The following is a 15757-nucleotide window of genomic DNA, read 5'->3' as shown; positions in this document are numbered from 1 at the left end:
GTGGTGGGTGGGCTGGCGGCGTTTCACATATAGGGCACCGCTGCTCGCCGCGGTGCGGCGTGACATTCCGCTTGTGCGTCTGCGCTTTGTGCCCGAGTCCGATAGTGATGCGCTGGCCTTGCGCGAAGGGCGCATTGATCTCGAGGTGGGGTCTGAAGCAGAATGCTGGCAGCGGTGACGTCTTATATGGCTTCAGAACCTCGCATCCATTGCCCAGCTTGCGGCTACTTGCCTCAGGCAGAGGATCGCTGGGACTGCGAACCAGGATGCGGCACGTCTTGGAACACTTTTTGGACTCGCGGCGTGTGCCCAGGCTGCGGACACCACTGGGAGCACACGCAATGCTTGTTCTGCGATGTGTACTCACCGCACAGAGACTGGTATCACTATCCGCCGGGCTCGCCAGGCGAGAGTGAGCACAACGAAGAAACCCACTCTATCCAGCCAGAGAAGCAAAAGGAACGCACAGCTTGATTCAGCGGCACTCACACTCGCTTTCCACGCTCTTGTAGGCATCCTTGGGCGTATCTGGGCCCCTATAGACGAGGACTCCGTCTTTCTGAAAAGCTGCGCATTTTTGAGTGCATACTTGTTGTTGGCCCGGTATATCTCGTTGAAGATAACCGAAGAGCCAAGGAAGCAGGCCGGCGACCACTATCGCCGCGGCAAGAATCAGGAGTCGAGCTTTTCCTGGTTTCATCAACGCACCTCAACTGTTTTCCAGGATACGCATCTCAGAGGAACGAGTTGCGGACCCTCATCACTACGACGACATATCTTCCCATCTGTCACCGATATAGGGACGGGCTCCCAGCGCGTGCAAACTGAAGCCAAGTTCGGCATGCTCCACGGAAAATTGATTCCCACATAGTCACCAGGCAGTCGCGGCGAAGGATTTGGCTCGTTGGTGAACTGGTTCATGATGGAACGAGGTGTCCCGATGCCTTCGTTTTCGGCCATAGATGGTGGCGCAGAGGGCAATGCGCCGTCGCTTCGAGCGATTTCGCGTGCGCTTGGCAGACTCATCGGTCGCCCGTATGGGGTGCCGTATCCGCTCCGTTGCAGCCCCAAGGGGTCTTCAAAACTCATTGGGTTTCCATCCACGTACCCAAACCGGTTCCATCCGCCATCGAGTCCGATCGGATCCGGTTGACTGTACCTTCCCATTCTGCTGTCATAGCTCCTGAAGTAGTTGTAGCTCAGCCCCGACTCCTCATCCGCATACTGCCCCGGATACCGCAGGTTGAACTTCACCTCGGCGACGCCGGTCGTGCCCGGATTGGGTGTGATCTCCGTATTGCCGAAGCGGTTCCTTGCGGTGGTGGGCTTGTCTTCCCCGAAGGCGCTGTAGCTCCACTGCCAAGCGGCTTGGCCGTCTGCGTTGGTCAGTTTGCGCGGTGTGTTCAGATGATCGCTGTGGATGGCATAGGTGGTGCCATCGATGACGGCCGCAATCGGCATCGGGCCATTGGCCGTGGGCAGGTAGATGTACTGGCTCTGCCCGGCACTGTAGGAACCTCCGCTACCCACCTCGGCGATCAGCGTGCCTTGCTCGTCATAGAGGTAGGCATAGCCCAGTTGCTCTGCCTGGCTTGTGCTCGGGCTCCACAGCTTCGTGAAGAATGCGATCAGGCTGGCCATGAAGCCTGGGTCGGCCTCATCGCCCTGGCTCGGCGGGTACAGAGGCTCGGTCTTGAACACCCGCTGGCCGAGCGCGTTGTGCGCATAGCGCGTGGTGGGGCTGACATCGGTGGCACCGGTGGTGGCAGCCGCCAGACGGCCCTCGGCGTTGTAGGTGTAGCTGCGCAGACCATCCGTGAGCATGTCGCTGTTGGCGTTGTAGCCGTAGGTGACGCTGGTGCTGCTCGACCCGTTGATGGTCTGGCTAAAGCCGGTGAGGCGGTTGCTGGTGGAGCCAACCGTATAGGTGCGATTGGTAGTCTGGCCGTTGAGGACTCGGGTACTGCTCGATCGGTTGCCGTTGGCGTCGTAGCCGAAGCCTGCGGTGTTGCCTGTTGCATTGAAGCTGGTGAGGCGGCCCATGGTGTCATATCCCGCGCTCCAGGTGACGTTGGCATTGGAGGTGGTGCTGTGGGTCGGGTCAGTGTCGCCGGGCTGGTAGAGGTTCTGTGTGACGCTGGTGATGCGGCCTGCGGCGTCATAACCGTAGCTGCTGAACTCGCTAGTGGTCAGCCTCCCGGCGGTGTCGTAGGCACGGCTGGCCGCCAACTGCGGACTGCCGGTGGTGAAGGCCCAGGTCCATGCGGTGGGCTGTCCCAGCGGGTTCCAGGTGATGCCGCTGACGAGGGGGTTGCCGTTCAGGCTCAGGCCCGTCAGGCGCCCGGTGCTGTCGTAGGCATAGGTGAGCGTGCCTCCATCGGGATAGCCGATGCTCGCGAGGGTGCCGTTGGGGTTGTAGCCGTAGCTGACCTGCTGAATGCTTCCATTGGCCAGGGTCTGCTTCTTGAGGATCACGCGGCCGAAGGCATCGCGGGTGTACTCGGTGGTGCCGCTGCGGTCGACGATCTCCGACAGATACCCCTTGCTGTTGGCCGTGAGGTCGTAGCGCAGGGTGGTGGTCTTGCCGTCGACGAAGACCAGGCTCGTGGGCCGCCCGAGCAGGTCGCGCGCGATGGTGGTGGCCTGGCCGAGGGCGTCGGTGATCCGGCTGGGCAGGCCGAGGTTGTCGTACTGGGTGCTTGCACCGCCCGTGTCGGCGCTGGCCTCGGTGGTGGCGTTGCCCTGGGCGTCCCGGGTGTAGTTGGTGACGACGCCCTTGAAATCTTTGGCTTCAGTGACGGCATTAAGGGCGTTGTACTTCAGCGTAGCCGTGGAATACGCGGCATTGAGCACCGATGTGACGCGGCGCAATTTGTCGAGGCCGTATCCGGCGACCCTCTGATTCAGACCGTTGTACTCATCCGAGAGCTCACCATTGGCGTCGTAGTTGAAGTAACTTGACTGATTGCTGCCTTCGGTTTTCCCCGATACCCGGTTGATGTTGTTGATGGTGCGTGCCAGGCTCCACGTCACATTGTTGGCACTGTCTTTGACTTGTTCGGCCGTGCGATTGCCCATGCCGTCGAGTGTGTAAGTGCCAGACTCACCCCGGTTGTGGGCCCAAGCCACAAGGCGATGTGCGTCGTCGTAGGTGTAGCTGAAAGCAAGCCCACCGGGAAGCGACGCTGTTTCGAGCACGCCCGTGGCTTTGTAAGTGAACGCGGTGGTCTGCTGACCACCCAGAGTACGGGTAAGCAGGCGATCACGGGCATCCCAGGTGAAGGTCGTGACGAGACCGTTCGGTTCCGTCTGGCTTACGACACGATTGCTCGTGTCGTAGCCGTACTGGGTGACGTGTCCCAACGCATTGGTCGCCGTCAGAACATTCCCAGCGGGGTCATATGTGTAGCTGATGACCGCGCCATTCGGAGCGGTCTGGGTGGCAACCAAACCCTGGGCGTTGTAAGTCCATTGCCAGATCTTGGTGACGTTGGGCGACACCGTCGTATCGATGACGGTTCGCGTCAGCAGATTTCCCTGGGCGTCATAGCTCGAAGCAGTGGTGCGCCCTGATTCTGTGACCAGGGTCGGCAGGCTGAAGCTGGCATGCCACTGGGTCGTGACGGTCTGGGCTTCCGGCGTCCCGACAGCGCGTGTGACCGCAATGGGAAAACGTCGGGCTGTGTCCCAGGTCGTGTTGGTGACGGCGCCCTTGAAGTCGGTCTCAGAAGTGATCAAGCCATTGGAATCCTGCACACGGCTTGCGGCATCGGGCTCTCTTGTTTCCGATGGCCCTGAGCCGCTGCCGATGACGGCGAGCTTGCCGGCGTTGAATCCGTAGGTGTAGCTTCGCCACTTGTTCAGCGGATCCACGACGGTCGCCGATCCTGTCGAGCCATAGTTGACTTGGTAGCGTTGGGCAGCGCCGGCCAGTTCGGTGCTGATCGCACGGCCAAGGCTGTCATAAGCAAAAGTGGCCCATCGCGTGCCTGACTCATCGATGACGCCTGTCAGTGCCTGCGGGAAGGCGGCGTTCTCATAGACATAGCTGCGGCTTTTCCCGTCGGGATAGGTCACCTGGGCCAGGCGGTTCTGGGAATCGTAGGCGTAGAGCAGTGCTCTGGCATCGGGCAGAGTCACGCTGGCGAGTTGCCCCGCGCCGTTGTAAGTGAACGCCAGGCTGCGCCCGAAGGGGTTGGTGATGCTCGCCACCAGGCCCGCGGTGTTGTATGTGTAGGTTGTCGTCCAGCCATTGCGCTGCAGGCGGGACAGGACCTTGCCGTCAGGGCTGAAGTTGAAGATCGTGTCGTCTTCAATGTGACCGTAGGCCCAGGCGCCGCCAGCGGTTTGACTCAAAGTGTCGCTGCTGTTGATGGCGGTCCAGAGGCCCGTACTGACGGCCTTCGTGAATTTGCGAACGGTGCCATCGGAGTTGAGGATCGAGACGTCGGTGGGGTTGCTGATCGGCGTTGCGTCGAGGCGGGCATAGTGGTTGTGGGACCAGACAAAGCCCAGGCCCGCCTGCGGCCGGCCTGGATCAGACGTCCATCCGCTGCGGTAGGTCCGAGAAAACGAGAGGGGTGCGGGTCCTGTGTCAGTCCAGTCCGTCTGAAAACTGAACTTCTCGCCCGTGGCGGGCACGATGGGTTGACCCTTGTATAGGCCATCGGCCGGGCAATAGTTCGGCTCAAGGTCAGGCTTGACGCAGCTGTTTGCCTGCTCGATGAATCCCGCGTTGCAGTTGCACCATGCGCCGTTGGGTGTGTTGTTAGTGCTGTAGGCGGGGCAGACATTCGTTGTCTGTTGAAGCCACACGCTCCCTTCAACCTTGCTGCCATCAGGGCGGATCGCGTTATGAGCGCAGATGTAGGGGTAGGTGCCACTGAAGCCGATGTACTCCACCCCGACGATATAGAACGCCCCCGGATCTGACTGAATCTCCGCGTTCCAGTCGGCGTACATGACGATGCATGCATTGGCATCGGGCATGGCTCCGGGCCCCCAAGCCACATGAGTTGGATACCTGATGCTGTACGCCGTGTACAGCGCCTGTGCGGGGAAATTGGCTTGGGCACTTGCCAGCAGAAAGGTATGCGTCAGCAGTATTGCGGCTAGAAGGCGGCCAACGAATTCAGCCGTGGCACGGCAGGCCTTTGCTAGACGAGCCGCGAACGCGCGCGTCGGAGTTTTCATTTCTTCCTCCCAGTGCTGGCCAATTGGTCTTGTTTGGTGCTCTGCTTCTAGCGATTTGATTTCGCCACGTCTCGGTTCGATGCCGACAGGAGCGGGAGTTTGCGCGCACTGCCCTACAGACGGGCATCCCCCATTTTGAGTAGGCCGTTTGGCTGAGCCCTCCAAGGGCTTGTTCACGCCCTCCCGAACAGGAAATGGGGCGCTCACAACGCTTTCAGGGAAATGGCCGCCTGCAGCGCATAAACCCGAGCCAGTCGATTCGCGCAGCCCCTACGCCGGCATGTCGGTGCGCGGCAGCCGAAGGTGCTTCTTCAGCGTCTCGAACACCTGCCGCGTGACCGGATTCACCATGTGGCTACGCACGTAGAGGTAGTACGCCAGGTCGGGCAGCCGCGGCATGCCGTCGCCCGCGCCGAGCACGCGCAGGCCCGCATCGAGCTGCTCCACTCCCAGCAGGCTGTCGATGTCATCGCATGCCTGCAGCGCAAGCGATTCAACGCTGGTGGCTGCAGGAGATTCGGGAAATGAAGGGGCGTGCGCGGATGCGCGAGTGATTCCAGCCATGATGGCCTCCCAAGGGTTTCGTTTTGCTGAAACCGACGCACCCGAGGCGGCAGCTCGACGGGTTGGCCTACCGGGAAACCACTTGCGTGAAACCGGCCGGGCTCGCGCCCGCCCGTCGAGCCGCCAAAAACTGGAGGCACGAACGACAAAGCCGCAGACCCTGCGGGGAAAAACTGCGGCTTCTACGTCGCAGTGATTTCAACGGGAGGCCAATCCCGACCACGCTTTTTGACGTGACGGGGCGCAGTATAGCCACGCAAATACCGGCAGATGCATTCGCCGGCCAGAGCCGCCGGCAAACGCATCCCCGTCCCGCGAGAGACCGCGGCGGCCGCGACCGCTGTTACTTACTCCTGCGGCTCCAACGCAATCGGCGGCTGTATCCCGTTCTTCTTCCGAGCCTGGAGCGCGAACGAAACCACCTGCCACACCACAAAGATCCCGATCAGGCCCAGCAGCGTGCCGCTGATCGGCCGCGAGACGAAGGTGCCGAAGCTCCCGCGGCTCAGCAGCATCGCCCGGCGGAAGTTCTCCTCCAGCATCGGGCCGAGGATGAAGCCGAGCATGAGCGGTGCGGCATCCAGCTCCAGCCGCATGAACATGTAGCCCATGAAGCCGAAGGCCGCCGTGATGAAGACGTCTTCCAGGTTGTTGTTGACGCTGTAGGTGCCGATGCAGCAGAAGAACAGGATCGACGGGAACAGCACGGCGTACGGGATCTTGAACACCGACAGCCAGTAGCGCACCAGCGGCACGTTCAGCACCAGCAGGAACACGTTGCCGATCCACATGCTGGCCACCAGGCCCCAGAACAGCTCGGGATGGCTGCCGATCATGTTCGGGCCGGGCTGGATGCCCTTGATGATGAAGGCTGCCAGCATCAGCGCCATGACGGCGTTTTCCGGAATGCCGATGCTCATCAGCGGAATGAAGCTCGTGCGCGCCGCCGCTTCGTCGGCCGCGGCCTGGCCGGCCACGCCCTCGATGCAGCCGGTGCCGATCTCGTGCTTGTACTTGCTGACCTTCTTGTCGATCGCGTATGCCGCAAACTGGGCGATGGTCGGGCCGCCGCCGGGAAGGATGCCCAGGAAGGAGCCGACCACGCTGCCGCGCAGGGCGCTCGGAATGATCCGCTTGAACTCCGCCCAGGTCGGGATCAGGTTGATCTTGCCGTTGAAGGGCGAGCGCTCCTCGCGCGAGTCGAGGTTCTTGGTGATCTCGGCGATGCCGAAGCAGCCCAGCGCGATGCTCACGATGCCCACACCGTCCACGAGGAAGGGCAGGTCGAGCGTGAAGCGCTGCGCGCCGCTGTTCACGTCGGTGCCGATGGTGCCGAGCAGCACGCCGATCATGCACATGGCCAGCCCATTGAGCAGGCTGCCGGTGGTCACGAAGCTCACGCACACGAAGCCCACCAGCATCATGGCCACGTAGTCCGCGGGGCCGAAGAGGAATGCCACCTCGCCGAGCACGGGCGCCAGGAACGACAGCACGAGGATCGCCACCGTGCCGCCGATGAAGCTCGAGAAGCCGGCCGTGAACAGCGCCAGCCCGGTCTGGCCCTTGAGCGTCATTGCATAGCCGTCGATGCAGGCCACGATGCTGCTCGCATGCGGGATCTTCATCGTGATGGCGCTGACGCTGTCGCCGTACTGCGCGCCGTAGTAGATGCCGGCCAGCATGATGAGCGCGCCGGTCGTCGGAATGGAGTAGGTCAGCGGCAGCAGCAGGCTGATGGTGGCCAGCGGGCCGAGGCCGGGCAGCAGCCCGACCAGCGTGCCCACGGTACAGCCGATGGCGCAGAACAGGAGGTTCTGCATGGTCAGGGCGTGCGAGAAGCCGAACGCCAGGTTGTTGAGGACTTCCATGGTCTTTTTCTTCTTCTCAGTAGAGCGGCAGGTTCAGGCCGAGCAGTTTCTGCAGCGCCAGCGCCATGACGATCAGGCCGGCGGAGACCTTGGCGTTGCGTACCCACGAGTAGGACGAGGCGGCAAAGCCGGAGCAGAAGACCATGAAGATGATGCCCGCGATCATGTTCAGGTACATCGAGATCACCGCGAAGCCGCAGAGGCTGGCCAGGATCAGCCCGATGTTCCTGAAGTTGAACTCCAGCGGCACGCCCTCCACGAGGAACGACCGGACCACGGTCGCCACGCCGATCACCAGCAGCATGCCGCTGATCATGGCGGGGAACAGGCCAGGCCCGGCGCGGCTTAAGTCTCCGATGGGGTAGCGAAGCGCGGTCAGGCCGAAGGCCAGCGCGATTGCCATGAGGAAGAGTCCCCTGACAAGGTTTCTATTTTTCATACGCTCACGATGTAGTGGGATTGAATGCGCCCGGCTCCGCTCGAACCGGCCCGGGCCTGTCTCCATCCGGATGTGATTCCGGACGCCCCCGATGCTCTTCGGGCCTGGCTGATCGGAATCTGACGCGTGCGTGAGGGGAACTACGTATGAAGGGGCGCGGAGCAACGGTGGCGCGCGCGACGTTGCCGTCAGGATGGCCGGGGCAGGCACCGCGAGAGCGGCGCGAGTGCAATCCCGCCGCTCGCCGCAAGCACCAGCCCGCGCAGCACGGCGTACTCGCGCAACCGGGCGCCGCCGTGCGGGTCGCCGGGCAGGATGCCGGCGGACGGGTGGCACATGAGCACGTCGCCGGTGCGGCAGGCCGCCAACCATTCGGACAGGCGCTGTTCGTGGCGCTGCATGTCGCCCGAGAAATCGTAGACGCCGAGCAGGCGGCTGCTCATGGGAATGCCGCGTTGCGCGGCCAGCGCGGCCAACTGCGCGCCGCCCAGTGCGTGGATGACCCGGGCCTTCAACCGGTCGGGGCCATGCTGCGCGCCCGGCGCCGTGTTGCGGATCCAGGGCGGCGACGCCGCATAGCGCCGCGCGATCTCCTCCACCAGCAGTTCGCGCACCACCGGGAACTGGTGCACGTGCCGGTGCCCGTCGACGAAGGCGGGCGCGCGGCCCATGGCGTCCTCGAAGCGCGTCAGCTGTTCGCGGATGTCGGCCTGCAGCCCCGGCGCGAACACCGTGCGTGTGTACGTCCGGGCGAGCAGCCCAAGCAGGCCGGGCTCGGGGCCGCCGGCGAGCGCGGGCCGCGTGAGGTCGAGGTGCAGGCCGACGTCGAGCCGTGCCGGGTCGATGAGCTTCAGCACCTTCGCGCCTTCCTCCCAGGCGTCGCGATGCACCATGCCGCTGGTGGCGGTGATCTTTCCCTGTTCGGCCAGGTCGAACACGGCGGAGTTGATGCCCGCGCTCATGCCGAAATCGTCGGCGCAGATGCAGAGGCGGCGCGTCGCCTCAGTCATCGCCGTTCGTTCCGGAAGCCGGGGCGGGCGCAACGTCCAGGCAGTGCGGATCGCGCGTGGCGCTGCCCGCGAAGCGCCAGGCTGCGGCGCTCTCGTTCACCGCCACCAGCTGCGCGCGAAAGAGCCACGGGTTGGCGAGCTGTGCCGTGTTCGAGCCGACGAGCCAGGTGACGCGCGGCGCGCACAGCGTGGCCGCGAGCTGCGTGCGGTCGAGCAGCGTGGCTGCGGCGCGCGCGGGCTCGAAGCGGCCGGCGTCCGAGATCTCCTTGCGCCAGTTGTCGCGGGTGTCCCGGGCCGCGGCCTGCCAGTCGTCCGAAATCAGCACGGGCTCGCGCAGGTTCCAGTAGAAGGGAATCTCGTAGTAGTAGCTGTCGAGCATCAGCACCTGGTCGCCGGGCGCCACCGCCTGCCCGGCGGGCAGCCGCAGCCGCGCGCCCGGCGGTGACGCCAGGACCGTGACGGCGCCCACGCAGGCAATGCACACGGCGGCGGCGGCCAGCGTCATCGTGCGCACCTTCGGCAGCAGCGTTTCCGGCACACGGCCCGCGAGCACGCGCTGCGCGATCAGGAAGGCCAGCGGCGGCAGCGCCGGCAGCACGTAGCCGACGAGCTTGGAGCGCGGCAGCGAGAAGAACACCACGATGACCGCGAGCCAGATCCACATCAGCCAGTCGACATCCGAGCGCCCGGGCCGTGCGGCGTCGTCTTTGCCCCGCGGCACGAACACCCATGCGAACCACGGCAGCGTGAGCCCCGCCAGTACCGGCAGGTAGAACCAGAAGCCGTGCTCGTTGTTGAAGCCCGAGGACGCAAAGCGCCGGAAGTGCTGCGTGACGACGAAGTAGTCGAAGAACTCCGGGTACTTCAGCTGCATTGCGACGAACCACGGGCCGGCCACGGCCAGCAGCACCGCCCAGCCGGGCAGCCACAGCGCGAGCCGCAGCGCCGCGAACCTGCGCGTCGCCGCGCACCAGATCGCGATCACCGCCACGGGCAGCACGAGGCCGATCAGCCCCTTGGCCAGCAGCCCGGCTGCCGCGAACAGGTAGGCGCCCGCGAGCAGCGCCCGCCAGGGTTCCTCGCGCTCCTTCGCCAATGCGGCGCCGGCCGCCAGCAGGATCGTGGCCGAGATGCAGCCGGCCACCAGCATGTCGAGGTTCGCGAACTGGGCGCCCAGGAAGAAGAAGGGCGTGGTCACCAGCACCACGGTCGACAGCAGCGCCAGCCGCACCGTCGACCACCGGCGCAGGAACAGGAACAGCGCCGCCGCCGCGGTGCCCGCGCCCAGCACGGAGGGCAGCCGCGCCGCCCATTCCACCGGCCCCGTCACCGCCATCGCGGCCGCGCCGATCCAGTAGAACAGCGGCGGCTTGTGGAAGAAGGGCAGGCCGTCGAGCCGCGGCACCAGCCAGTCGCCGGAGCGCAGCATCGCGAGCGCGACGCCGCCGTAGCGGCCCTCGTCGGGCGCCATCAGCGGGCGCAACCAGGCCGTGGCCAGCAGCCATGCGAAGAGGGCGGCAATGAGCCACAGTGGCTGCGGCGCAGTCCACCATGCAGGGGCAGGTCGCTTCATGGTTTTTCGGCCTCGAGCCCCGTGCCGCTCTCGCGGCGCACCACGTACAGCGGGCGGCCCTTGACCTCCTCGTAGATGCGCGCGATGTACTCGCCTACGATGCCGGTGGAAATCATCTGGATGCCGATGAAGAACATCAGGCTCACGACGATGGTGGTCCAGCCCGAGACCGCGTTGCCGAACATCAGATAATCGATCGCCACGAAGGTGCCATAGGCAAAGGCCGGCAGCGCCAGCAGCAGCCCCGCCACGCTGACGATGCGCAGCGGCCAGGTGGTGAAGGCCGTCAGCCCGTCGATGGCCAGGCGTACCAGCCGCCGGGCGTTGAAGGAGCTGCTGCCCGCCGCGCGCGGCGCGGGCGTGTAGGGCAGCGCCACGGCGCGAAAGCCCACCCAGGCGTACAGGCCCTTCATGAAGCGGCTGCGTTCCGGCAGGTTCATGAGCGCGTCGACCACCTTGCGGTCCATCAGGCGGAAGTCGCCCGCGTCTCGGGGCACGTCGAAGCGGTCCGAGGAATTGACGAGGCTGTAGAAGAGCTTGCTGCCGATCTGCTTGAAGCGGCTTTCGTCGCTGCGTTGCTCGCGCACCGCGTACACCACTTCCGCGCCGGCCACCCATTGCGCGACCATCGTGTGGATGAGCTCGGGCGAGTGCTGCAGGTCGCCGTCGAGCAGCACCACCGCGTCGCCGGCGGCCGTGGCGAGGCCTGCGGTGAGCGCGGCCTCCTTGCCGAAATTGCGCGACAGCGAGATGCAGCGAAAGCCGGAGAGCTCGCACCACGCTTCAGCCACGGCGGCGGTGTCGTCGGTGCTGCCGTCGTCCACCACGATGATCTCCCAGCGCATGTGCGTGGCCCAGAGGATGTCTTCGAGCAGCGGCAGCAGGTGGCGCAGGTTGGCCGCTTCGTTGAAGCACGGGATCACGCAGGAAATGCTGCGCGCGCCGGCCTCTGTTGCGAGCGGCGTGGCCGTGTGCGGCGCGGGAGCCTCGGCCTGGGGGAGATCGGCCGGTGCGCGTGAATGCCTGGCGGTGTGGGTCGAGGAGATCATGGATGCCTCCAGAAAGAAGCGGCCGTCGTCTTGTCGTCGCGCGTGCGGCCGGCGTGCGACGCCTGAAAAGAGAGGAAATGGCGCACGAACCATTGCGCGGCGGCGAGCACTCCCACGATCGCGCACGCGAGCAGCAGGCCTGCGGCGATGTCGAGCGGGAAATGAACGCCCACGTACACGCGCGCCCACCCGGTGAGGGCCGCCAGCGCCAGCAGCGGTGCCCCAAGCCTGCGCAGGCTGGGACGCAGCAGGAAGGCCAGCGCCACCAGGAACATCACCGTTGCGTGCGTGCTGGGCAGAGACCCGCGGCTCGCATGCTCGATGTACGACGGCGCCACCCCCAGCACGAAGGGACGCGGCATGTTGAGCGACAGCGAGATCGCGTGCGAGGCCATGGAGGCGAGGCCCGCGAGCGCCGCGACGATGCACAGGTAGGCCCGTTCGGCGCGATGCCGCCACAGCGCCACGGCGACCACACCGGCACTCAGCCAGCTGCCCCAGAGCGCGAGGGCCGAGGCCACGGACAGCACCCACGGCGTCGGCTGGCTGCCGGCTGCGAGCCATTGGAAGAGCGTGAGGTTGAGCGCGTTCATGGCGCCACCTTCGATGGATGGGAGAAAAAAATGGGCGTGCCGCAGCAGCCGATGGGGGGTGCGCAACAGCGAGAACCGGACATGGTCAAACCTTTCGACGGGACGAGAGAGCCCGCTGCGCGACGCAGCGGACGGTCCGACGCGCGAGGCGTCGTGTCTCAGATTCCGGTAGGCGGTGCGGCAGTGGGCGGCAGGCGCCGCCAGGGTTGCGCGGAGGGTGGCGCACCGCCGTGCGGCGGCACGTATTCGATCGCTTTGCGCACGATGGGCACTGCCAGCCGCGCGACTGCAATGGCAAGCGGCAGCAGCGCCAGCACCATCGCCATCAGCGTGCCCAGCGCGGAGCCGAAGGCGTCGGGGTGGTCGATGCTTGCCGGCGCCTGGGCGAACACGGTGGTCTCGCGGTCGGACGGATGGTCCGCGCGGTCGTCGGCTTCGAACTGGGTGGTGTCGCTGGCGCTGCGCACCCGCAGCATCGGCTCGTCTTCCAGGCCGTCGCAGCGGAAATGGACCGCGATGAAGGGCTGCAGGAAGATCAGCAGAACGCCTGCGACGCACCACGCCCTGTGGTGCGTTTCGGCGAAACGGCGGATGCGTGCGAACAGCATGCGCGAATGCTAGGCCGCTCTTGTGAACGGAACCTGAGCACGCGGGTCAGCATCCCGCAAGGTAGTGCATGACGCGCGTGTGAACGGACCCTAGAGCACGAACGGAATGAAGCGCCGCGTACCGCGCATGTAAGCGCGGTAGGCGTCGCCGAAATGCGCGATGCATTCCTTCTCGTCGCGCAGGGCAGTCAGGAACAGCAGCACCGTGGCCGCGAGCACCAGTGCCAGCGTGAGCCAGGTGAACTGCTTGAGGAAGGCGCCCCAGGCCAGCAGCATCAGTGCCGTGTACATCGGATGTCGTATGTACCGGAAGGCGCCGGTGGTGACGATGGACGAGGTTTTTTCGAAACCGTACAGCGCGGGGTCGTCGCTGCGCGCCTCGGTCGGCTTGCCCTGCGCCTTCAGCAGCCGCACCGCGTGGATCGGCAACCAGATCGACAGCACGAAGAAGAGCGAAGAGACGATCTGCCTCGCCGAAAACGGATCGTCATGCCACACGGGCAGGTTCACCACGACCAGCACCAGCATGCATTCCCACGCGAAGAAGCGGTAGAAGCCGTGCGAGCCGGGCCGGCTCAGCGGGCCGCGCGACACGTACAGCAGCGCCGCGGTGCCGGCGACGAGAAGGAAGAGCTGGAGCCAGAAGAGCATGGCGGGCGAATTTACACGGCCTTGGGCGCTTTCCGGTGAATCAGGAGGCCGCCGCTTCGGGTTTCTTGGAAACCAGCGTCAGGATGTCGTAGCTGGCGACCAGCTCGCCGTCCTGGTTCGTCACCTCCACGTCCCATGCGACCACGCCCTGGCCCTGGCCGCTCGCGTCTTTCCTGTTGCGGTCGATCTTGCGCTTGCAGGTCAGGCGCGCCTGGATGGTGTCGCCGATGCCCACGGGCTTGGTGAAGCGCAGCGTGTCCAGGCCGTAGTTGGCGAGCACCGGGCCCGGCGACGGCGACACGAACAGGCCTGCCGCGGCCGACAGCACGAAGTAGCCGTGCGCGATGCGCTTGCCGAAGGGCGATTCCTTGGCCGCCACCTCGTCGAAGTGCATGTAGAAGTAGTCGCCCGAGATGCCGCCGAAGGCGACGATGTCGGCCTCGCCCACGGTGCGGCGGTGGGTGAGCAGCGAGTCGCCGATGCGCAGGTCCTCGAAGTAGCGGCGGAAGGGGTGCACCTCGCTCTCGCGCACGGCCGCGCCGCGCACGTGTTCGCCGGTGATGGCGGCGAGCATGGTGGGCGAGCCTTGCACCGCGGCGCGCTGCAGGTAGTGCTTCACCGCGCGCAGGCCGCCGAGCTCTTCGCCGCCGCCCGCGCGGCCCGGGCCGCCGTGCTTGAGCTGTGGCAGCGGCGAGCCGTGGCCGGTCGATTCGGCGGCGGCCTCGCGGTCGAGCACGAGCAGGCGGCCATGCCACGCGGCAGCCACCGGAATGGCCTTGGCCGCGATGGCGGGGTCGCGCGTGACCAGCGTGCCGACGAGGCTGCCGCGGCCGCGCGCAGCCAGCGCCAGTGCTTCGTCGATGCCCTCGTAGGGCATCAGCGTGCTGACGGGGCCGAAGGCCTCCACATCGTGTGCAGCGTCGTGCTCGAGCGGCTTGCGGCTCAGCAGCAGCGTAGGCGCGAAAAACGCGCCATCGGCCACGCCCTCGCCAATCGGCGAGAAGCCGTCGCGCTCGCCGTAGACCAGCTCGGCGCCTTGCAGCAGCGTGGCGACACGCGCGGCCACGTCGGCCTGCTGGTCGCGCGAGGCGAGCGCGCCCATGCGCACCTCTTCGCGCGACGGATCGCCGACCACCGTCTTCGCGAGCCGCGCGCGCAGCCGCTCGGCCACCGCATCGAGGTGCCGGCGCGGCACGATCGCGCGGCGGATGGCCGTGCACTTCTGGCCGGCCTTGGTCGTCATCTCGCGCGCCACTTCCTTCACGAAGAGATCGAACTCCTCGTCGTCCGGCGTCACGTCGGGCGCGAGGATCGCGCAGTTGAGCGAGTCGGCCTCGGCATTGAACGGGATCGACTGGCGCACGATGTTCGGGTGCACGCGCAGCTTGGCGGCGGTGTCGGCCGAACCGGTGAAGGTGACCACGTCGGGCCCTTCGAGCCGGTCGAGCAGGTCGCCCGTGCCGCCGATGACGAGCTGCAGCGCGCCCGCCGGCAGGATGCCCGACTGCACGATGAGCCGCACCAGCGCCTCGGTGAGGTAGCTGGTGGCCGTGGCCGGCTTGCCGATGCAGGGCATGCCCGCGAGGAAGCTGGGCGCGAACTTCTCGAGCAGGCCCCACACCGGGAAATTGAACGCATCGATATGCACCGCCACGCCGCCGCGCGGCACCAGGATGTGCGTGCCCGCGAAGCCGCCCTTCTTGCCGAGCGGGAAGGCCGGGCCCTCGTGCACGAGGTTGCCGGAGGGCAGCTCGTTGGTGCCGATGCCGGCATAGGCGCTCAGCGTGCCGGCGCCGCCTTCGATGTCGATCCAGCTGTCGGCGCGCGTGGCGCCCGTGTGGGCCGAGATGGCGTAGAGCGTTTCCTTGTTCGCGGCGATGTACTTGGCCAGCGCCTTCAGGCGCTCGGCGCGCTGCTGGAAGTCGAGCGCCATCAGCGCGGGAATGCCGGTGCGGCGCGCGTATTGCAGCGCTTCGGCGAAGTCGATGGCCTCGGCGTGCGTGGCTGCCACGGGCTGGCCGTTGACGGCGCTGCGCAGTTGCTGGGCGGCCTGCTGGCCGATCCAGCGGCCGGCGATGTAGCTTTGGAGGGTGGTGGTCATGAAGGGTGTCCTTGTATGGCTCCTTCCCCCTTTGGGGGAAGGCTGGGATGGGGGCAGCGCCCAACGAGCGTTGCTCTTCGTTCGAGGCCGTCGTGCCCCCACCCCAAC

10 protein-coding genes and 1 pseudogene are annotated in these 15757 nt (G+C 65.9%); all 11 read right to left on the bottom strand.

All coding sequences use genetic code 11. The features are described 5' to 3' along the window. Positions 1-699 precede the first annotated feature (699 nt). Positions 700-5193, bottom strand: a complete 4494-nt coding sequence (locus ACCC97_RS27565) for an RHS repeat-associated core domain-containing protein (protein WP_413336132.1) — start codon at positions 5191-5193, stop codon at positions 700-702. 270 nt (positions 5194-5463) lie between these two features. Beyond that, a pseudogene (locus ACCC97_RS27560) lies at positions 5464-5643 on the bottom strand (LysR family transcriptional regulator); the annotation flags it as partial. Positions 5644-6104: 461 nt separating this feature from the next. After that, on the bottom strand, positions 6105-7625 hold the full coding sequence (locus ACCC97_RS27555) for a tripartite tricarboxylate transporter permease (protein WP_413336130.1): 1521 nt from the start codon (positions 7623-7625) through the stop codon (positions 6105-6107). 16 nt (positions 7626-7641) lie between these two features. Beyond that, positions 7642-8064, bottom strand: coding sequence for a tripartite tricarboxylate transporter TctB family protein (locus tag ACCC97_RS27550; RefSeq protein WP_337459816.1), 423 nt, complete (start codon positions 8062-8064; stop codon positions 7642-7644). 188 nt (positions 8065-8252) lie between these two features. Continuing rightward, on the bottom strand, positions 8253-9074 hold the full coding sequence (locus tag ACCC97_RS27545) for a ChbG/HpnK family deacetylase (protein ID WP_007837455.1): 822 nt from the start codon (positions 9072-9074) through the stop codon (positions 8253-8255). Next, positions 9067-10647, bottom strand: coding sequence for an ArnT family glycosyltransferase (locus tag ACCC97_RS27540; protein ID WP_413336129.1), 1581 nt, complete (start codon positions 10645-10647; stop codon positions 9067-9069). Before ACCC97_RS27540 ends, ACCC97_RS27545 begins: the two co-directional genes overlap by 8 nt. After that, on the bottom strand, positions 10644-11696 hold the full coding sequence (locus ACCC97_RS27535; protein WP_413336127.1) for a glycosyltransferase family 2 protein: 1053 nt from the start codon (positions 11694-11696) through the stop codon (positions 10644-10646). The genes ACCC97_RS27540 and ACCC97_RS27535 overlap by 4 nt, the downstream gene beginning before the upstream one ends. Next, a complete protein-coding gene (locus ACCC97_RS27530; RefSeq protein ID WP_413336125.1) occupies positions 11693-12289 on the bottom strand; it encodes a phosphatase PAP2 family protein in 597 nt (198 codons plus the stop codon). Before ACCC97_RS27530 ends, ACCC97_RS27535 begins: the two co-directional genes overlap by 4 nt. A gap of 158 nt (positions 12290-12447) precedes the next feature. Beyond that, positions 12448-12897: a hypothetical protein gene (locus ACCC97_RS27525; protein ID WP_413336124.1), complete on the bottom strand. Its 450-nt coding sequence runs from the start codon at positions 12895-12897 to the stop codon at positions 12448-12450. Between the two features lie 90 nt (positions 12898-12987). Beyond that, positions 12988-13548, bottom strand: coding sequence for a methyltransferase family protein (locus ACCC97_RS27520; RefSeq protein WP_007837446.1), 561 nt, complete (start codon positions 13546-13548; stop codon positions 12988-12990). A 40-nt stretch (positions 13549-13588) separates the two neighbouring features. Beyond that, a complete protein-coding gene (gene paaZ / locus ACCC97_RS27515) occupies positions 13589-15649 on the bottom strand; it encodes a phenylacetic acid degradation bifunctional protein PaaZ (RefSeq protein WP_007837444.1) in 2061 nt (686 codons plus the stop codon). Between the last annotated feature and the right edge of the window lie 108 nt (positions 15650-15757).

It is taken from the genome of Variovorax sp. Varisp85 (assembly GCF_047304045.1).
In the GTDB taxonomy this organism is placed as follows: Bacteria; Pseudomonadota; Gammaproteobacteria; order Burkholderiales; family Burkholderiaceae_C; genus Variovorax.
Note: the sequence above shows the minus strand (reverse complement) of the source record. Positions and strands in the feature narration are given on the sequence as shown.

What these genes read in the sequence shown, in the direction of transcription:
- ACCC97_RS27525 (WP_413336124.1), bottom strand. Translation starts at nt 12,897, where the DNA reads ATGCTGTTCGCACGCATCCGCCGTTTCGCCGAAACGCACCACAGGGCG.
- paaZ (WP_007837444.1), bottom strand. Translation starts at nt 15,649, where the DNA reads ATGACCACCACCCTCCAAAGCTACATCGCCGGCCGCTGGATCGGCCAG.
- ACCC97_RS27555 (WP_413336130.1), bottom strand. Translation starts at nt 7,625, where the DNA reads ATGGAAGTCCTCAACAACCTGGCGTTCGGCTTCTCGCACGCCCTGACC.
- ACCC97_RS27550 (WP_337459816.1), bottom strand. Translation starts at nt 8,064, where the DNA reads ATGAAAAATAGAAACCTTGTCAGGGGACTCTTCCTCATGGCAATCGCG.
- ACCC97_RS27530 (WP_413336125.1), bottom strand. Translation starts at nt 12,289, where the DNA reads ATGAACGCGCTCAACCTCACGCTCTTCCAATGGCTCGCAGCCGGCAGC.
- ACCC97_RS27565 (WP_413336132.1), bottom strand. Translation starts at nt 5,193, where the DNA reads ATGAAAACTCCGACGCGCGCGTTCGCGGCTCGTCTAGCAAAGGCCTGC.
- ACCC97_RS27540 (WP_413336129.1), bottom strand. Translation starts at nt 10,647, where the DNA reads ATGAAGCGACCTGCCCCTGCATGGTGGACTGCGCCGCAGCCACTGTGG.
- ACCC97_RS27520 (WP_007837446.1), bottom strand. Translation starts at nt 13,548, where the DNA reads ATGCTCTTCTGGCTCCAGCTCTTCCTTCTCGTCGCCGGCACCGCGGCG.
- ACCC97_RS27535 (WP_413336127.1), bottom strand. Translation starts at nt 11,696, where the DNA reads ATGATCTCCTCGACCCACACCGCCAGGCATTCACGCGCACCGGCCGAT.
- ACCC97_RS27545 (WP_007837455.1), bottom strand. Translation starts at nt 9,074, where the DNA reads ATGACTGAGGCGACGCGCCGCCTCTGCATCTGCGCCGACGATTTCGGC.